Source organism: Photorhabdus heterorhabditis (assembly GCF_018448905.1).
GTDB lineage: Bacteria > Pseudomonadota > Gammaproteobacteria > Enterobacterales > Enterobacteriaceae > Photorhabdus > Photorhabdus heterorhabditis.
The window spans coordinates 13,518-30,957 of the sequence record NZ_RCWA01000027.1; the positions used below are offsets into that span (position 1 = coordinate 13,518).

The 17,440-nt window shown below is 41.9% G+C and carries 12 protein-coding genes; 5 read left to right on the forward strand and 7 right to left on the reverse strand.

Translation table 11 applies throughout. The features are described 5' to 3' along the window. Window positions 1–549: 549 nt before the first annotated feature. Entirely contained in the window at window positions 550–1,863 is a 1,314-nt protein-coding gene (locus tag EAE89_RS15980; protein ID WP_149617144.1) for an FAD-dependent oxidoreductase, read from the reverse strand. A gap of 173 nt (window positions 1,864–2,036) precedes the next feature. Between EAE89_RS15980 and EAE89_RS15985 the strand changes: the two genes are divergently transcribed. The 4 genes from EAE89_RS15985 to EAE89_RS16000 all read left to right on the forward strand — a co-directional run bounded on the left by EAE89_RS15985 (window position 2,037) and on the right by EAE89_RS16000 (window position 6,045). Next, on the forward strand, window positions 2,037–2,690 hold the full coding sequence (locus EAE89_RS15985; protein WP_054475821.1) for a TetR/AcrR family transcriptional regulator: 654 nt from the start codon (window positions 2,037–2,039) through the stop codon (window positions 2,688–2,690). 307 nt (window positions 2,691–2,997) lie between these two features. After that, entirely contained in the window at window positions 2,998–4,710 is a 1,713-nt protein-coding gene (gene ldtD, locus EAE89_RS15990) for a L,D-transpeptidase (RefSeq protein WP_214086222.1), read from the forward strand. Between the two features lie 93 nt (window positions 4,711–4,803). Continuing rightward, window positions 4,804–5,352 (forward strand): peptidoglycan L,D-endopeptidase MepK, encoded by a 549-nt coding sequence (gene mepK / locus EAE89_RS15995; RefSeq protein WP_214086223.1) that lies wholly within the window; start codon window positions 4,804–4,806, stop codon window positions 5,350–5,352. A 45-nt stretch (window positions 5,353–5,397) separates the two neighbouring features. Then, window positions 5,398–6,045 carry an MBL fold metallo-hydrolase gene (locus EAE89_RS16000; protein WP_214086224.1) on the forward strand — a complete coding sequence of 216 codons (648 nt, stop codon included), beginning with the start codon at window positions 5,398–5,400 and terminating at the stop codon, window positions 6,043–6,045. Between the two features lie 124 nt (window positions 6,046–6,169). Here the strand turns inward: EAE89_RS16000 and EAE89_RS16005 are convergent, their stop codons facing one another. The 5 genes from EAE89_RS16005 to pncB form a co-directional block, all read right to left on the reverse strand. Beyond that, window positions 6,170–7,360, reverse strand: coding sequence for an amino acid aminotransferase (locus tag EAE89_RS16005; protein WP_214086225.1), 1,191 nt, complete (start codon window positions 7,358–7,360; stop codon window positions 6,170–6,172). 235 nt (window positions 7,361–7,595) lie between these two features. Next, window positions 7,596–8,747 (reverse strand): porin OmpC, encoded by a 1,152-nt coding sequence (ompC, locus tag EAE89_RS16010; RefSeq protein WP_280516026.1) that lies wholly within the window; start codon window positions 8,745–8,747, stop codon window positions 7,596–7,598. A 518-nt stretch (window positions 8,748–9,265) separates the two neighbouring features. Continuing rightward, on the reverse strand, window positions 9,266–10,411 hold the full coding sequence (locus EAE89_RS16015) for a porin (RefSeq protein WP_054475810.1): 1,146 nt from the start codon (window positions 10,409–10,411) through the stop codon (window positions 9,266–9,268). 323 nt (window positions 10,412–10,734) lie between these two features. Beyond that, on the reverse strand, window positions 10,735–12,135 hold the full coding sequence (asnS, locus tag EAE89_RS16020; protein ID WP_054475808.1) for an asparagine--tRNA ligase: 1,401 nt from the start codon (window positions 12,133–12,135) through the stop codon (window positions 10,735–10,737). A gap of 211 nt (window positions 12,136–12,346) precedes the next feature. Beyond that, window positions 12,347–13,561, reverse strand: a complete 1,215-nt coding sequence (gene pncB, locus EAE89_RS16025) for a nicotinate phosphoribosyltransferase (RefSeq protein WP_054475807.1) — start codon at window positions 13,559–13,561, stop codon at window positions 12,347–12,349. Window positions 13,562–13,906: 345 nt separating this feature from the next. Here pncB and pepN point away from each other — a divergent pair, with 345 nt between their 5' ends. After that, window positions 13,907–16,519, forward strand: coding sequence for an aminopeptidase N (gene pepN, locus EAE89_RS16030; protein WP_214086226.1), 2,613 nt, complete (start codon window positions 13,907–13,909; stop codon window positions 16,517–16,519). A gap of 344 nt (window positions 16,520–16,863) precedes the next feature. Here the strand turns inward: pepN and EAE89_RS16035 are convergent, their stop codons facing one another. After that, window positions 16,864–17,400 carry a hypothetical protein gene (locus tag EAE89_RS16035; protein ID WP_214086227.1) on the reverse strand — a complete coding sequence of 179 codons (537 nt, stop codon included), beginning with the start codon at window positions 17,398–17,400 and terminating at the stop codon, window positions 16,864–16,866. Between the last annotated feature and the right edge of the window lie 40 nt (window positions 17,401–17,440).

Below are 17,440 nucleotides of genomic sequence, written 5' to 3' on the forward strand. Positions count from 1 at the left end.
TTTAGCGTTCTACAACGAGAATTTATTGAAAATTCTGAAAAACTCACTCTCACCAATATTACGTCGTTTATGCACAATCATGAGAGGATAAAAACAAAGTTAAATAGCCTAAGTCCGGCGTAATACCGAACTTAGGCCATGTTAACCACCGGGTAAACTGTCCAATAATTGGAGTTCACTTTAATTTGGCAGTTTTTAATTTCCTAATCATATCCTTCTTTATATTTTATTAAGTTGAAAGTTAAAATCTCTCTTAGGTATCAAGATGTTATTTGTCGCCAGGATAATACATATATTCAAGTCCTGTAAAATAGGACAAGAGTCTACTGAATAATCCAGGCATGGATTATTTATTATTATTTTAGACAAAGACTTTCCGGTTGATGCGATAGAAGATAATCGCCTCTCTCTTATTGAGTCTTTATTTTTTCAAAAAGAGGATCTCAATTATTTACCAAAAACAGATTCTACTCTTGATATGAAACAATATTGTAGTAAACCTTCTACTAATCGTTCATTCAAGTTGTTTAAGGTAAAGTGAAAGTCTCTTTATTGTGTACTACTAAAGAAATTGGTAGTACCTAATTTTATTTTTCCCTGGTGTTGGACATATTTTTTTGACGGGAATAGCCGTCGTTTCACTGGTGGTAAAGCTTGTGCAACCCGCAGTGCAGTTCGGAATAGTATTCGCTTGATTATCGAGCTATTAGTTGTATTTAGGGTGGCGCGTAACGAAATTTCAACGGCTTCATTAGCATATATGCGCATCTGTTGTTCATAATCTGAGATCGCCTTAATTAAGTCTTCATGCCCGGATGCGACACGAGTAAGCTCCTGCGTGAGTAAAAGTGAATCTCGAAGTGCTGTATTTGCCCCCATTCCCATCACTGGCGGCATATTATGAATGGCATCTCCAAGTAATGTGACAGAGCTGGATCGCCAGGGTAAGAGATGGACCATACTGCGTATAGGCAGCATAGATATGTTTTCCATATCACTCTGTTTAATCAGGGTATACAGAGTTTGATCCCATGAAGTAACACGGGAGCGTATCAGCGCACACAGAGATTCAGCAGAAAAATCAGTAATAGTATCTGGGTAGCTGTTTGTTGCCGCTGCGTAGGCCCATACGATAAAATTATCATTTTCTGTCGAAGTGGTCTTTACTCGGGAATTGACCGGAGCACACCATTGAGAGATAAACATCCCATCGGAGCTTTTAGGCACGATATTGTTGGGGGACCCATCCTGCATATATGAGGGCAACAAGGTTGCAAGAGTCGGGGTAAGGCGCGAACGACCAATGGTGAGAGTGGCACCAGTATCCAGCCTTTCTATGGCAGGTAGGTACTGCTTGCGTACTTTTGAATTGCTACCATCTGCACCGATAAGAACATCAACATCTTCGTGACTTCCATCTGTAAAAAAAAGCCTGATGCTATTGTTTTTAATGTGTTCATAGCGCTCGAAGGTTTTGTTCCATTGAATTGTATCTGAGAGTCCCTCGTGTAGTATTTCAATAAGATCAGATCTGTTGATTAACATTCGATTTTCGGAAGTGATCTGTCCATCCTTCTGACGGATATCGCTCTGGGCCGAGAGAAGAAGATGTAGATGCTCATCATAGAATCTTATCTGTCCACCAACAGATTTTGAGATTTTTTTAAATGCCTGCCAGTTGGTATCCGGGAGGCATTCCTGCATTGCTTGTTGGCCGAATGTGTCGATATAAATTCCATAGCCGGAAGGTATGGATAATGTGGAAGAGCTACGTTCATAGACCTTCACTTTTATGCCGTTTTTGCGCAGGCCATGAGCCAGGCATGCTCCACCAATTCCTGAACCAATTATTCCAACGTTCATTTATTTTTTCTCCGTAAGTAGTACGATGTGATTCTGAAAGAATCGTGGTGACTGTAGCTGGCTGGGACCGTCTGATCTCAGACATCAGTCGTGTTACTGCTATAGTTTTATGCTATAGTTTTAATAATAGTATACCGTACCGTTCGGTATCAATAAAAATCAGGTTTTTTTACATGACAAATACGCCTAAAGCCCAAACAGATCACAAAAGAACCCGTTCGTACTCTAGAATTTCAGGAGAACGCGTTAACGAGCTGTTGAAAGTCGCTGCTCAAGTATTTGCAGAACGGGGTTTTGATGGTGCCAGTGTCAATGAGATGGCAAAACGTGCTAATGCTTCGAAAGGGACTTATTATAGCCGATTCCCTTCTAAAGAAGAGCTGTTAGTGGCCGTTATCAGGCAGAGAATACAAGATGTTGAAGTTGGTCTGGATAAGGCCATGAACCCCGAACCGGATATTGGGAAAGCGTTAACAATTTTTGCAGAGGAAATGTCCACAGTAATCCTTTCTGAAACAATGATCGAAAACTATCGGGTGGTAACTTTGGAGTCCCAACGTTTTCCACAATTGGGCAAGATTTATTATGAAAAAGGGGTGAAACAAATCGTAGATTTTTTAGTCGAATATCTGGTTCGAAAGGTGCAAGAAGGGAAATTGAATATAGTAAACCCGGAAATCTCCGCAGAGGTGTTTATCGATAGCATCATTGGTACGCCAAGGCTTAAGGCTACTTTAGGCATTGGTTTACTCACTCAGGAGGAGAAATCTCAGCGAATTGCTATCGCTGTTCAGTCATTTCTCGCTGCATATAGTATTGCCTCATGATAGTTACATTACCGTAACCGGAAAGTTATTGCGGGAATGGAGTTAATTAAGGACCTGCCCGTTATCAGGCAGGTCTCTTTGCGGAATTGGGCCAGAATAACAGTAACGCGGTTTGAATGTCGTGAAATAGACGCTTCGGCGTCTTTTTCGTTCTTTTGTGCTTAGTTTACTTGCGATTATTTATTGTATTTCCTTTGTAGGTAAATAGTTTACAATGTATTAACTTATTGTTTTTCTTTGATTAGAGTCTGAATTTATCATAATCAAAATTGATTTTTGAAGATGTTCGGAATATGGGTATGTTGATATGGTAAAAAGAGCGATAAGGCTACTGCGCATTTCGGTTATTTGCAGTGCATTGATGGTAGCTGGATATGCTTTAGCTAATCATCAGAGTAGGCTGGTTGAAGATGATATTCAAAATCTGTCAAAAATACAGGCCGAAAAGATATCTGAGACGATAACCCCTGAACAAGCACCAATTCAAACTGCTGCAATTTCAGAAATAGAACGTCGTGAAATGCTTCGAAGCTGGTTACCAGCACAAGTTAAGCCTGTTTTCTTTGAGCGATTGGTTAGTTTGTACGCCGTTAACCAGATGCAACCTTTATGGCAGAATAAAGCCGCCGCTCAGCATCTTGAACAGCAACTTTCAGAACTTGCATTGGCGGGCTTTCAACCGCAATTTGGTCAATGGCTGACTGAACTCAATGATTCCCAATTGAGTCATATGGGACGGGATATCATCTTATCGGATGCTATGCTAGGTTATTTACAGTTTGTTTCAAATGTCGGTCAGCAGGGGCAAAGCTGGCTCTATCGTACTACGCCATACAAAATTGTTTTACCTTCACCAGTAGTTATAGATCAGTGGCAGCAAGCTATTGCAGATCGCAATGTAGCAACTTATGTTGCAGCGTTAGCACCACAGCATCCACAATATGGAAATATGCGCAAGGAGATGATGAAACAATTGGCTGATAGTAAAATGTGGCCACAACTTTCTGACAAAAGCGTATTAAGGCTAGGGCAGAGTAGCCCTGATGTTACAGCTTTAAAAGAAATACTTATTCGCACCGGTATGTTGAGTGAACTGATAACCAAATCAGATAATACCTACAACCCTGAATTGGTCGCTGCGGTAAGAAGTTTTCAGCAATGGCAGGGATTGGCACCAGATGGTGTGATTGGTAAACGCACAAGGGATTGGCTGAATACTTCACCTCAAGATAGAGCTGGATTGGTGGCGCTTAATATCCAGCGTCTGCGGATTATCCCGGGTCATGTATCCACTGGGATTATGGTCAATATTCCTGATTATTCATTACAGTATTATCTTAATGATCAGGAAGTGCTGAACTCGAAAGTTATTGTTGGTCGCCCAAGCCGTAAAACACCCATTATGAGTAATGCACTGAATAATGTGGTGATTAATCCGCCCTGGAGTGTACCAACCAGTCTGGCAAGAAAAGATATTGCACCACGAGGGGTTAATGATCCCGGATATTTCCAGCGCCGTGGCTATGTTATCTTTTCAAGCTGGCGTGCTGATGCCAGTGTCATTGACCCGTACACAATTGATTGGAATGTGATTACACCGGCTAATTTTCCTTATCGCATATGGCAAGCCCCGGGGGCGGCTAACTCACTAGGCCGCTATAAGTTCAATATGCCAAATTCTGATGCTATCTATTTGCATGATACGCCAAATCATAGTTTATTTGACAAAGATATTAGGGCGATTAGTTCTGGTTGTGTCCGGGTTAATAAAGCTTCGGAATTGGCCAGCATGTTACTGGGAGATGCTGGTTGGAACCAAAATAGAGTGAGTAATACCCTGAAACAGGGCAATACGGCTTATGTTAATATCCCGCAGCGTATTCCGGTTTATTTGTATTATTTGACTGCCTGGGTAGATGAGCTGGGAGTAGCACAGTACCGCACAGATATTTATGATTACGACAACAGTGTGAGACAAGGTTCCCAGTTTTTGTCAAAGTTATTACCTTTACAAAACTAAATGCAACTAATTTTCACTATCATCGGTCATAGTAACCGGTGTTTGGCTGCTAGTTGGCTTATTTTTTTCCATAATCTGGGTAGATATTTCTTCATGGATATAATCGATTATAACCGCCGCAAGTGGCTTAGTGTGGGGGTGGCTGCTTTAGGCTTGAGTGTGTTGCCGGGGCCGGTTTTTGCTACTTTGACGACTCCCCGCCCACGAATTTTACGTTTTGATAACTTACATACTGGCGAAACGATCAAGGCTGAATTTTTCGATGGTCATCGTTATAACAAAGAAGAATTGGCTCGTCTGAATCATCTGTTTCGTGATTATCGCCAAAATAAAGTTAAGACTATCGATACTAAATTATTTGACCAAATTTATTTACTGCAAATGATGCTGGGTGTTAATAAGCCTGTACAGCTTATTTCTGGTTACCGCTCACTGGTGACCAATAATCAGTTGCGCAAGCAAAACAAAGGTGTTGCTAAACAGAGTTACCATACCCGTGGGAGGGCGATGGATTTTCATATTGAAGGTATTGAGCTTAGTCGTATCCGTAAAGCTGCTTTGAAAATGAAAGCCGGAGGTGTGGGATACTATCCAAACAGTAATTTTGTTCATATTGATACAGGTCCCGTTAGGACGTGGTAATCTGGTGAGTAACTATTTTGTTTTGACTATGGAGTAAATGAAATAATGAAATACCAAGTTATTCCTGTTACTGCTTTTATGCAAAATTGTACCCTTATTTGGAATGAAGAGACTAAGGAAGCGGCAATTGTTGATCCGGGCGGTGAGGCAGCAAAGCTGATCGCTGAGATAGAGAATCTCGGTTTGAAATTGACCCAGATTTTACTGACTCATGGTCATTTTGACCATGTTGGTGCAACAGTAGAAGTCGCTAAGTATTTTAATGTACCAGTTTATGGGCCACAGCAGGAAGATGCTTTCTGGATCGAAGGCTTACAGGCTCAAAGCCGGATGTTTGGCATTGAAGAATGCCCATCATTTGAGCCTGATCGCTGGTTGAATGAAGGTGATGAATTACGCGTTGGTGGGGTCGATTTGTCCGTATTGCACTGTCCGGGGCATACACCTGGGCATGTGGTATTTGTGAATCATACCGATAAACTGATTTATATGGGAGATGTACTGTTCAAAGGCGGAGTTGGGCGTAGCGATTTTCCACGCGGTAATCACCAGCAGTTAATCAACTCAATTAAAGATAAACTTCTGCCACTTGGTGATGATTATAAATTTATTCCGGGGCACGGACCAATATCTACATTAGGCTATGAACGGCAGACCAATCCGTTTTTACAAGACGAAGTACCAAGTTGGTGATGGAACAACGGTATCTATATTAAATAAGTGTTGGTTTGAATAGCTGTCTAGTGGTGACATTGCATCTTCTGAGTGATAAAAACCGCTGAATTTCAGCGGTTTTTATAGCAAGGCAAATATTGACTCAGAGAACCGCAACAATGGCTTCACATAGCGGAGCCATATTCTCTAGTGTCAGGCCAGCGACGTTAATACGGCCGGAACTGACCGCATATATACCAAATTCCTCACGCAGGCGCTCTACTTGTTCTTTTGTCAACCCACTGAATGAGAACATACCATTCTGGTTGATAATGAAGCTGAAATCTTGGTTTGCACCTTTTTCTTGTAAGGTGTTTACGAACAGTTGACGCATACGCTGGATACGTTCGCGCATGGTAGTCAGTTCTTGTTCCCAGACAGCTTTTAATTCTTCATTTGACAAAATAGTGGCGACAATAGACGCACCATGAGCTGGTGGGTTGGAATAGTTAGAACGGATAATCGCTTTAGCTTGGCTGAAAGCTTTTTCTGCCGTATCGCTGTCTTTGGCAACAATAGTACAAGCGCCAACACGCTCATTGTACAGGCCAAAGTTTTTGGAGTAGGAGCTGGCAACAATCAGTTCATTATGATTTCTGGTAAAAATGCGTAAACCTTCTGCATCTTCATTCAGGCCCTTGGCGAATCCCTGATAAGCGAAATCAAAAATAGGTAACCAGCCTTTTTCCGCAGATATTTCTGCCAGTTGAGTCCACTGTGCTGGGGTTGGATCAATACCTGTCGGGTTGTGGCAGCAGCCGTGGAACAGAACGATATCACCTGCCTGAACTTCAGACAGGCTTGCCAGCATGTCTTCGAAATTCAGGGCGTGTTTTTCAGCGTCATAGTATTGATATTCGCAAACTTCCAGGCCAGCGGCAGAAAAAACATTTTTATGGTTTGGCCAGGTTGGATTGCTAATCCAGACTCGTTTAGCATTAGTCTGTTTGGCAACAAAATCTGCGGCAATACGTAAAGCACCTGTACCGCCTGGGCTTTGTGCAGTACGGGCGCGTTTATCTGTTACGATAGGGCTATCTTTACCAAACAGCAATTCCTGAGTGACACGACCAAATTCAGCTAAGCCGCTAATCGGCAGGTAATTCTTGGTCGTCTCGTTTTCTAGCAGGTATTGCTCTGCTTTTTTGACACTGGTCAGAACAGGGGTTTCTCCTGTTTCATCTTTATAGACACCAATACCAAGGTTGATTTTATTTGTACGAGGATCAGAACGAAAACTATCGGCTAAGCCAAGAATAGGGTCGGCAGGCGCTGCGGTGATTTTCTCAAACATGTTTGTGATTCCAAAGCTCTGAGTTAAGCCTAAAAGGGTAGTCAGGTTAACGCCGCCGAAACAGTTTGCCAACTATTTGTAGCAAAAAGAAGATAATCTTGTGAAGCAGTTTGCGGAGTGAAAAAAAGTTTAAATAACAGTAACAAAAGATAGGTATAAAAAAAGCAGCACTTGAAGCGCTGCTTTATTTCAATTATGTCTAACTTGTTCAGTTAAACATATTCATCAATGGTAATTAGAACTGGTAAACCATACCTACACCAACAACGTTGTCAGTGCTGACACCGGTATGTCTAGTGAAGTTATTGTCATCCAACAGGTTGATTTTGTAATCAACATAGGTAGTCATGTTTTTGTTCAGGTTGTAGAAAGTGCCGACGGAGATATATTTAACGAGATCGTGGCTGCCGGATTCTTTCTCATAACCACGAACGTCGCCGAACAGGCTCTTACCTTTAGACTGGACGTATGCCAGAGATGGGCGCAGGCCGAAATCGAACTGATACTGAGCAGTCAATTCGATGTTCTGAGTTTTGTTGGCGATATTTTCCCAGCTTTTTCCGCCATCAGTTTTCCCACCGAAGCGAGTCATATTACGGGTTTCACCGTACATGGCAGCCAGGTAGATATTATTGGCATCGTATTTAGCACCGATGTTCCATGCTTCAGCGCGATCGCCTAAGGCAAGAGATGATCCCAGCGCTTTTTGTTCAGTAGTACGAGCAGAGTTAGAGTATGCACCACCTACGCTGATACCGTAACCTGCGTCATAAATTGCAGCGAAACCGTAGCCATCACCATTGTCTTTACGGTTAGCGCGACCATTACTAGCATTACTGGTGTTTCCACTGTTCTCACCCTGATATTGCAGAGCGAAGTTCAGGCCGTCAACCAGACCGAAGAAATCAGTATTACGGTAAGTTAACAGACCAGTAGAACGGCCAGTCATGAAGTTGTCAGTCTGAGCCATGGAGTCACCACCAAATACTGGCAACACGTCGGTCCAGGAGTTGACATCATACACAACACCGTAGTTACGGCCATAGTTCAGTGAACCGTAGTCGGAGAACTTCAGGCCAGCGAAAGCCAGACGAGTTTTAGTTTCTGCGTCAGAACCTCCTTCTGTACGGTTACCTTTAATATTGTATTCCCAACGACCAAAGCCGGTCAGTTGGTCATTGACTTGAGTTTCACCTTTGAAACCCAGACGAGCGAAGGAATCATCGCCATCTTCGCCGCTGTCGTTGTTAGCGAATTGGTGACGAACATCAACTTTACCGTACAGGTCCAGTTTGTTACCGTCTTTGTTATAAATTTCAGCTGCATTTGCTGCGCCAGCAGCCAACAGAGCTGGGATTACCACTGCAAGAACATTGCGTTTCATCATTATTATTACCCTCATTGGTGTTATATTCGGACACCTGCCACTGCTATAAATAATTCTTTAAAAATCTATGGAACTATTTGTGAGAGTTTAGTGTCGTCTTTTTCGCTGTCAAGTGTTTCATTGGTTGTTATTTTTATCCACTCACAAAGTGCTATAAAAAAAAGAATTTAGTAATAATGTGAAACAAAGTGTTTCAAAATGTAAATGATGGGTTATTTTTTGAACGCTGGTTGGTCCAGCTGTTCAAAAGAGCAGAAAATGAATAGGAGTCAGTGAAGGGAAAAAGTATCTGTTGATCTTAGTAAAAAAGGTAAAACAAAGTGTTAATTTTTCATGAAATTTTTTATACGTAATTTGCTGATATTTTTATCTGCACATTGCCTCAGTCGCCGTACTATTTTTAATCAATGGTGTGATTATTATTATTCCTTGAAAAAAAGAATGGCGTTCACTTTAAATGAACGCCATAACGTATTAATTGGGTTTTCCGTAGGTCTGTTTGATTTTATTTCTGCTAATTAGAACTGATATACCAAGCCTACACCAACAGCATTTTGGGTATTAACTTCGAAATAGTTGGTATATTTGTTGTCTTTTACTAAATTGATCTTGTAATCAATGTAGGCAGACATATTTTTGTTAAAGTTGTAATAAGAACCAATGGAAATGTATTTTACCCAGTCCTGATTTGTAAAAAAATTTGTTCCCTTGGATTGAACATATGCTAGGGATGGACGCAGACCTGAATCAAACTGATATTGAGCGGTTAATTCGATGTTACGGGTTTTTGCAGAGACGATATCTTGGTAGCCGAAAGAGGTCATATTGTGGGTTTCACCGTACATAGCAGCCAGATAGATGTTGTTGGCATCGTATTTAGCACCAACGTTCCATGCTTCGGCTCTTTCACCGCGAGCGACAGACGTCACTAATCTTTCATGTATGATAGGACGGTCAGCGTTGGAATAGGCACCACCCACGCTGATACCATATCCCAGATCGTAAGTTACAGATAAGCCAAAACCGTCACCGTTACTACCACCATTAGGTTTGATGACATCACCTCGCTTGCGAAGTGAATTACGACCATTTTTGTTGTCTTCATCGTTCTTACCTTGATATTGCAGAGCGAAGTTCAGACCATCAACCAAGCCGAAGAAGTTAGTATTACGGTAAGTCAGAACACCAGTCGCACGATTAGTCATGTAAGTGTCGGCCTGAGACATGGAGTCACCACCGAATACTGGCAATACATCGGTCCAGGCGTTGACATCATAGAGAACACCGTAGTTACGACCGTAGTCCAAAGAACCGTATTCAGCAAACTTCAAACCAGCGAAGCCCAGGCGGGTTTTGTTACCTTTAGCTCCGTCTGCTTCTGAGTTGTTAGCTTGAATTTCGTATTCCCAGCGACCAAAACCTGTCAATTGGTTATTGATTTGGGTTTCACCTCTGAAACCCAGACGAACATAGCTTGCATCACCATCTTCACTCTGGCTAGGATCACTATCTGATTTTTGGAAGGCTTTAGAAAATTGATGACGTGCATCAGCTTTACCATACAAATCCAGTTTGTTTCCGTCTTTATTATAAATTTCAGTGGCATTTGTTGCGCCCGCAGTTAACAGTGCTGGGATTACCACTGCAAGAATACTACCCTTCATTAATTGTTACCTTCTATTAATTTCCGTCATTGGTGTGATTCGGACATTTGTTACTTCAAGAAATAATTCCTTTAAGAAAATCTTTGGAACTATTTATGAGAACATGGTGCTGTCCGTGTTGGGGCAGAGTTTTCCATTGGTAGAGGGCTTTATCCACTAATAAAGTGATACAAAGAGATGATTTTTGTAATAAAGTGAAAATAATATATGTGAAAATGTAAATATGGAGAGATTTATGATCGCCAACGGGATAAAAAAACAAAAAAGCCAGCAAAAGCTGGCTTTTTTATATAAGAATTTTTAATGTTATATTGGCGAGTTTATCAGAAGCTGGCACTTCTCGGTGTGCGTGGGAATGGGATGACATCACGTACATTTGGGACACCGGTCACATAAGCGACCAAACGTTCAAAGCCAAGACCAAACCCGGAGTGAGGTACGGTACCATAGCGACGTAGATCACGGTACCACCAATAATCTTCTTTATTCAGCTCCATCTCTTCCATGCGCTTATCCAGCATATCCAAACGTTCTTCACGTTGTGAACCGCCGATAATCTCGCCAATGCCCGGTGCAAGTACATCCATTGCCGCGACAGTTTTGCCGTCGTCGTTCATGCGCATATAGAAGGCTTTAATATCTTTTGGATAGTTTTTCACAACAACGGGAGCCTGGAAGTGTTTTTCTGCCAGATAACGCTCATGTTCTGAAGAAAGGTCAACCCCCCAGAATACAGGGTTCTCAAATTTTTGGTCGCAGTTTTGCAGAATTTCAACTGCGTCGGTGTAATCAATCTGAGCAAAATCGGCATTGATGAATTTTTCCAGACGGGTGATGACGTCTTTATCTACACGTTCAGCAAAGAATTGCAGATCATCGGCGCGTTCTTCTAATGCGGCTTTGAAAACATATTTCAGCATGTTTTCAGCTAGTGATGCCGCATCATTGAGATCAGCAAAAGCAACTTCTGGTTCAATCATCCAAAATTCTGCCAAATGGCGGCTGGTGTTTGAGTTTTCAGCCCGGAAAGTCGGACCGAATGTGTAGACTTTGCTTAATGCACAGGCATATGCTTCGCCGTTCAATTGGCCTGATACCGTCAAGAAAGCTTCGCGGCCAAAGAAATCTTCGTTGAAATCCACTTCACCTTTGTCAGTTAAAGGCAAATTTTGCAGATCCAGTGTGGAGACTCGGAACATTTCACCAGCGCCCTCTGTGTCAGCCGCCGTGATCAATGGAGTAGAAACCCAAAAATAACCGTTTTCATGGAAGAAACGGTGCAATGCTTGTGCAAGGGTATGACGCATACGGGCAACAGCACCAATCAGGTTGGTACGTGGGCGCAGGTGAGCCACTTCGCGCAGGTATTCAATGCTATGGCGTTTAGCTGCCATCGGATAAGTGTCAGGATCTTCAACCTTGCCAATAACCACAACTTTTGTCGCTTGTAGTTCAAAATTCTGCCCTTGACCCAGAGAAGCCACAACGGTCCCTGTCACTTCTACCGAACAGCCAGTAGTTAAATACAGAACTTCATCCTGATAATTGGGCAAATTATTATTAACGACGGCCTGTAATGGATTAAAGCAGGAACCGTCATAGACGGCGAGGAAAGAGATACCAGCTTTAGAATCTCTCCTTGTACGTATCCAGCCGCGAACGGTGACTTCACTATCAACCGCAACCCGACCTTGCAGTACGTCGACTACAGGCGCTACGTTCATAAATTTCTCTCTTCTTTATATATATACAATTCAGGTTTGTGAAAATGAATATACCCGTTAAGGGGCAACTTGTTCTATGTTACTTGCCATATTTCAGGAAACAAGAGGAAATCACTAATTTAAACGGTGAAATAGAGGGAAAAAGGTCTTTTTAAGATGTGCCGCTACTTTTCTGCTAGCGGCACGGATGTATTTTCAAATAAAAATTGTGTTAACAAGCTTGTTTGATCTGGGGTATATCAAAAGCAGCCCGTAGCCTGTTAACAAATTCATTATCCTCACAAATGGTTTTTCCGGGGCTGTCTGAAAGTTTTGCTACCGGTTTGCCATTACACTCGATAAGTTTGATGACGATATTCAGCGGATTAACCCCCGGAATATTGCAGGTCAGCCGTGTACCGATACCAAAAATCAGGTTGATTCGGTTGTGAAAATGACGATAGAGCGTCAGCGCTTTCTGGAAATCCAAGCTATCAGAAAATACCAAGGTTTTTGTTATCGGGTCGATACCTAGCTTTTGATAGTGAGCAATGGCTTTTTCACCCCATTGAACTGGATCTCCCGAATCATGGCGCAAACCCTGATAGCTGTTGGCAAGCTGGGCGTCAAAATCCCGCAGGAAAGCGTCCATGGTAATGCAATCCGTCAGGGCAATACCTAATTGGTTGGGATATTCATTTAGCCAATTTTGTAATGCTTCCCGCTGACTGTTTGCCAATTCAGGGCTGATTTGTTGATGAGCCTGAAACCACTCATGTGCTTGCGTACCAACCGGAGTGAGTCCAAGTTGTTGTGCAAGTTGATAGTTGCTAGTGCCAATCAGGTAAGGGAAATGCTGTTGCAGTTCACTGACAATGGCATGCTGAACACTGTGTGAAAAGCGGCGGCGTGTGCCGAAATCCATCAGTTTAAAACCGGAGAGATCGATTCCTTCCTCTTTGGCATCTTGATAGAACAATTTAATCAATTTGCGAAGCTGGTTGGTTGCATTTTCAGCAGCGTTATTCAGTGCGTGATGGCGGTGGACCAACTCACTGATCAATGCCAGTAAGGGGACTTCCCACATAATGACTTCATGCCATAATCCTGAAATACGGATGGCTAATTGACCGGCACCTGTAACAGAGATATTGACTTGTTGTGGATTAAACCGAAAAGTTTTTAACCAGTTTAGATAATCAGCTTTGAAAAAAGGCAGATTGGCAAGATAATTAAATTCAGCATCGGTTAATGCCAGATTAGCCATCATGTTAACCTGATGGCGTAATTCTTCGGCATATTCACCTAGCAGTTCATCACCACGACAGCGGAATTCTGCAACTACAGGAATGTCGTTGTAGCGGTGGTACACTGCTTGTTGCATATGAAGCTTATAAGCGTCAGTATCAAGCAGTGATTTAATAATCAGGGTAGCGTCTAGGGTCATGGCGCGTTATGCATCCTCACGGAGCGTATTCATATCAGCTAAATCGATAAAGTTGGAAGAGTATACCGAGATTATTTTGTTATTGAAGTCACATAACATCATAAAGTTCACCAAAAGATCGAAGCTAAAAGGGGCTGTTAGTTAAATGTTATCATGTTATTTGATCATTGCGTGATAACAAGCACCAAAGAGCAAACATATTCTTTACATAATATCATACTCGTGCTGAATGAATGTTTAACGCCAAAAGGTGCGTTATTTTGCTCTTGAAATTCAACCTATTTCTGTGGCAGCGTAAGATTTAGTATTGAATTAATTCCATAAATATGAACCAAAAGGTTTCTTATGACACAACAGCGACAAGCTAAGTATCGCCGGGATTACCGCGCTCCCGACTATACGATTACTGATATTGAACTCGATTTTAATCTTGATGCCGATAGCACAGAAGTTACCGCAATAAGCCAGGTAAAACGTCTGAGTTATGAAACAACGTCATTAGTGCTAGATGGAGAAGACTTAACACTGAAAAGTCTGCATGTAAATGGTCAACCGTGGGAACATTACCGTGAGCAGGAGAGTGTTCTGATCATTGAGCAGCTACCAGCTCAGTTCACGCTGAAAATTGTGAATACCATCCATCCGTCGAAAAATACGGCTCTTGAAGGCTTGTATGTTTCTGGTGATGCACTTTGTACCCAATGTGAAGCAGAGGGTTTCCGTCACATTACCTATTATCTTGATCGCCCTGATGTGTTGGCGCGTTTTACAACTCGTATCACCGCCGATAAATCTAAATATCCGTATCTGCTTTCAAATGGTAACCGGGTTGAGCAGGGAGAAACTGATGATGGGCGTCATTGGGTGAAGTGGCAGGACCCATTCCCAAAACCAGGTTATTTGTTTGCTTTGGTTGCTGGGGATTTTGATGTTCTGCGCGATACTTTTACGACCCGTAGCGATCGCGAAGTTGCATTGGAGCTGTTTGTTGATCGCGGTAACCTTGACCGGGCTGATTGGGCAATGACTTCCCTGAAAAATGCCATGAGATGGGATGAAACCCGCTTTGGTCTTGAGTATGATCTTGATATTTATATGATTGTTGCAGTGGATTTTTTCAATATGGGCGCAATGGAGAATAAAGGGCTAAATGTCTTTAACTCCAAATATGTATTGGCAAAATCTGAAACTGCGACTGATAAAGATTACCTTAACATAGAAGCAGTGATCGGCCATGAATATTTCCATAACTGGACAGGTAACCGTATTACTTGTCGTGATTGGTTTCAGCTTAGCCTGAAAGAAGGACTGACTGTCTTCCGTGATCAGGAATTCAGCTCTGATCTCGGCTCACGCTCTGTTAATCGTATCGATAATGTGCGCGTTATGCGTTCAGCGCAATTTGTTGAAGATGGTAGCCCAATGGCTCACCCCATTCGTCCCGATAAAGTGATTGAGATGAATAACTTCTATACGCTGACTGTGTATGAAAAGGGGGCAGAAGTTATTCGCATGATTCACACCTTGCTGGGTGAAGAACAATTTCAGGCAGGGATGCAGCTTTATATTCATCGTCATGACGGTAGTGCTGCAACATGTGATGATTTTGTTCAGGCAATGGAAGATGCATCAAATGTGGATCTGTCACTTTTCCGCCGCTGGTATAGCCAATCTGGTACACCAGTGCTGACAGTCCGTGATGAATACGATGCAGAAAAACAGCAGTACAAGTTGCATGTCAGTCAGATGACACCACCTACAGCTGATCAAAAAGAGAAACAACCTCTGCATATTCCGTTGGATATTGAACTCTATGACAGTAAAGGCCGTGTGCTTCCACTGTATTATAATGGTCAGCCAGTACACCATGTGCTGAATGTAACCAATGCAGAGCAGACGTTTGTATTTGATAATGTGCCGTCATTGCCAGTCCCTTCTTTATTACGTGAATTCTCAGCGCCGGTGAAGCTAGATTACCCATTTAGTGATGAGCAATTGGTATTCCTGATGAAGTATGCCCGTAATGAATTTTCGCGCTGGGATGCTGCTCAGTCGTTGATGGCAAACTATATCAAGCTGAATGTTATTCGTTACCAGCAGAAGCTGCCGATTGAACTGCCAATGCATGTGGTAGATGCTTTCCGTACAGTGTTATTAGATAAGGATATTGATCCTGCTTTGGCTGCTCTGATTCTGGTTTTGCCATCAGAAAGTGAGATAGCGGAATTGTTTACGATTATTGATCCAAAAGCAATTCATGAAGTTCTGGATGCAACTACCCGTACTTTGGCTCAGGAAATGGCTGATGAGTTTGCGGCAGTTTATAACGCCATCAATATTGGTGCATATCGTGTCGATCACCAGGATATAGCCAAGCGCTCTCTGCGTAATATTTGTTTATATTATCTGGCTTTTGGTCATCAAGCTCAGGCTGATAAGCTGGTATCAAATCAATATCACCAGTCTGACAATATGACTGATGCACTCGCTGCGTTATTTGCTGCGGTAGTAGCGGAATTGCCTTCCTGTGATCAACTGATGGCGGAATTTGATGAGCGCTGGCATCAAGATGGTTTGGTTATGGATAAATGGTTTGGCTTACAGGCAAGTAGCCCGTCAGCAGATGTTCTGGTTAATGTGCGCAATCTTCTGAATCATCGATCATTTAGCATAGGGAATCCAAACCGAGTGCGTGCGCTGGTTGGAACATTTATTCACAACCCGGTGGCATTCCATGCTGAAGATGGTAGTGGCTATCAATTCTTGTTGGAAATTTTGACTGATCTTAACAGTCGTAACCCGCAGGTTGCTTCCCGTTTAATTGAACCGTTGATGCGCTTGAAGCGTTATGACGATAAACGTAAAGATATGATGCGTAGTGTGTTGGAACAGTTAAAAGGGTTGGAAAATCTGTCTGGTGATTTGTTTGAGAAAATTACCAAGGCGTTAGAAAGCTGATCACTGTTTATCGGGCTAATGGTTATTTAGCCCGATATTCTTTCAGCTTTATTTTCTGGATAATAAGTTCCTTGCAATTATTTACTTTCGGATCAGCTTTTATTAAGGTGTTCAGCGCTTAATAAAAATTTTATCACCTTAGTGAAATTTAATTACCTACTAGGTTGCACAGTGATTTTCATACAGATATTCCCTATTTGTCGGTGCAAAATAGATGTGATGTCAATTGAAGGTTGATGTGCAATTATTTGAAAATTCAATTTGGAATTGAAAACAGAGCTAAAGATAAGCAGAGGTTTGTTGCCCTCATAGAGAGAGGGCTATTGTAGTAAAAAAGGTAACAGTTATTCGTAATTTCTACCGCCCAATAGGCTTGTTTTGTATTTACACTCTTTATCGTCGTCATTCCAATTTCGATAGCCATTTTTACTTGATAGATCTTTAATGATTACATTCAATTCATGTGGATATATGTCATAATCGTGACCAACTTCAGGAATAAAAAAGCTTGATATGTATCCGCTCGGAGACCTGTAAGTGTGTTCTTGGGAAGTAATACTCATATGTTGATTTGCTTTAATAATATACTCAAGAGCGTCTGCACCTTGCATGTGCAGTGACGGAGGAGTCATACCTGGTATTTTTTTATTGTATGTTGATTTAATGCCAATAAAGTTAATACCAGCCGTTAGAGTCCTGAGGTCAACAAGCTTAAAACATTCCCCCGATTTTTCGTAAGTTTCCAATGTCAGTGGTGGGAGGTAATTTCTGACTCTAATTCTGGCATAATCAGTACCTGAATAATCTTCCATAGGCTTTGTTAAACTAATTGCACAGCCTGAAAGTAAAGAGATGGAGATAACAAGGATTAATTTTTTCATATGATTCAAAGTCACAGTTTATTTAAGATTTCCTTCTATT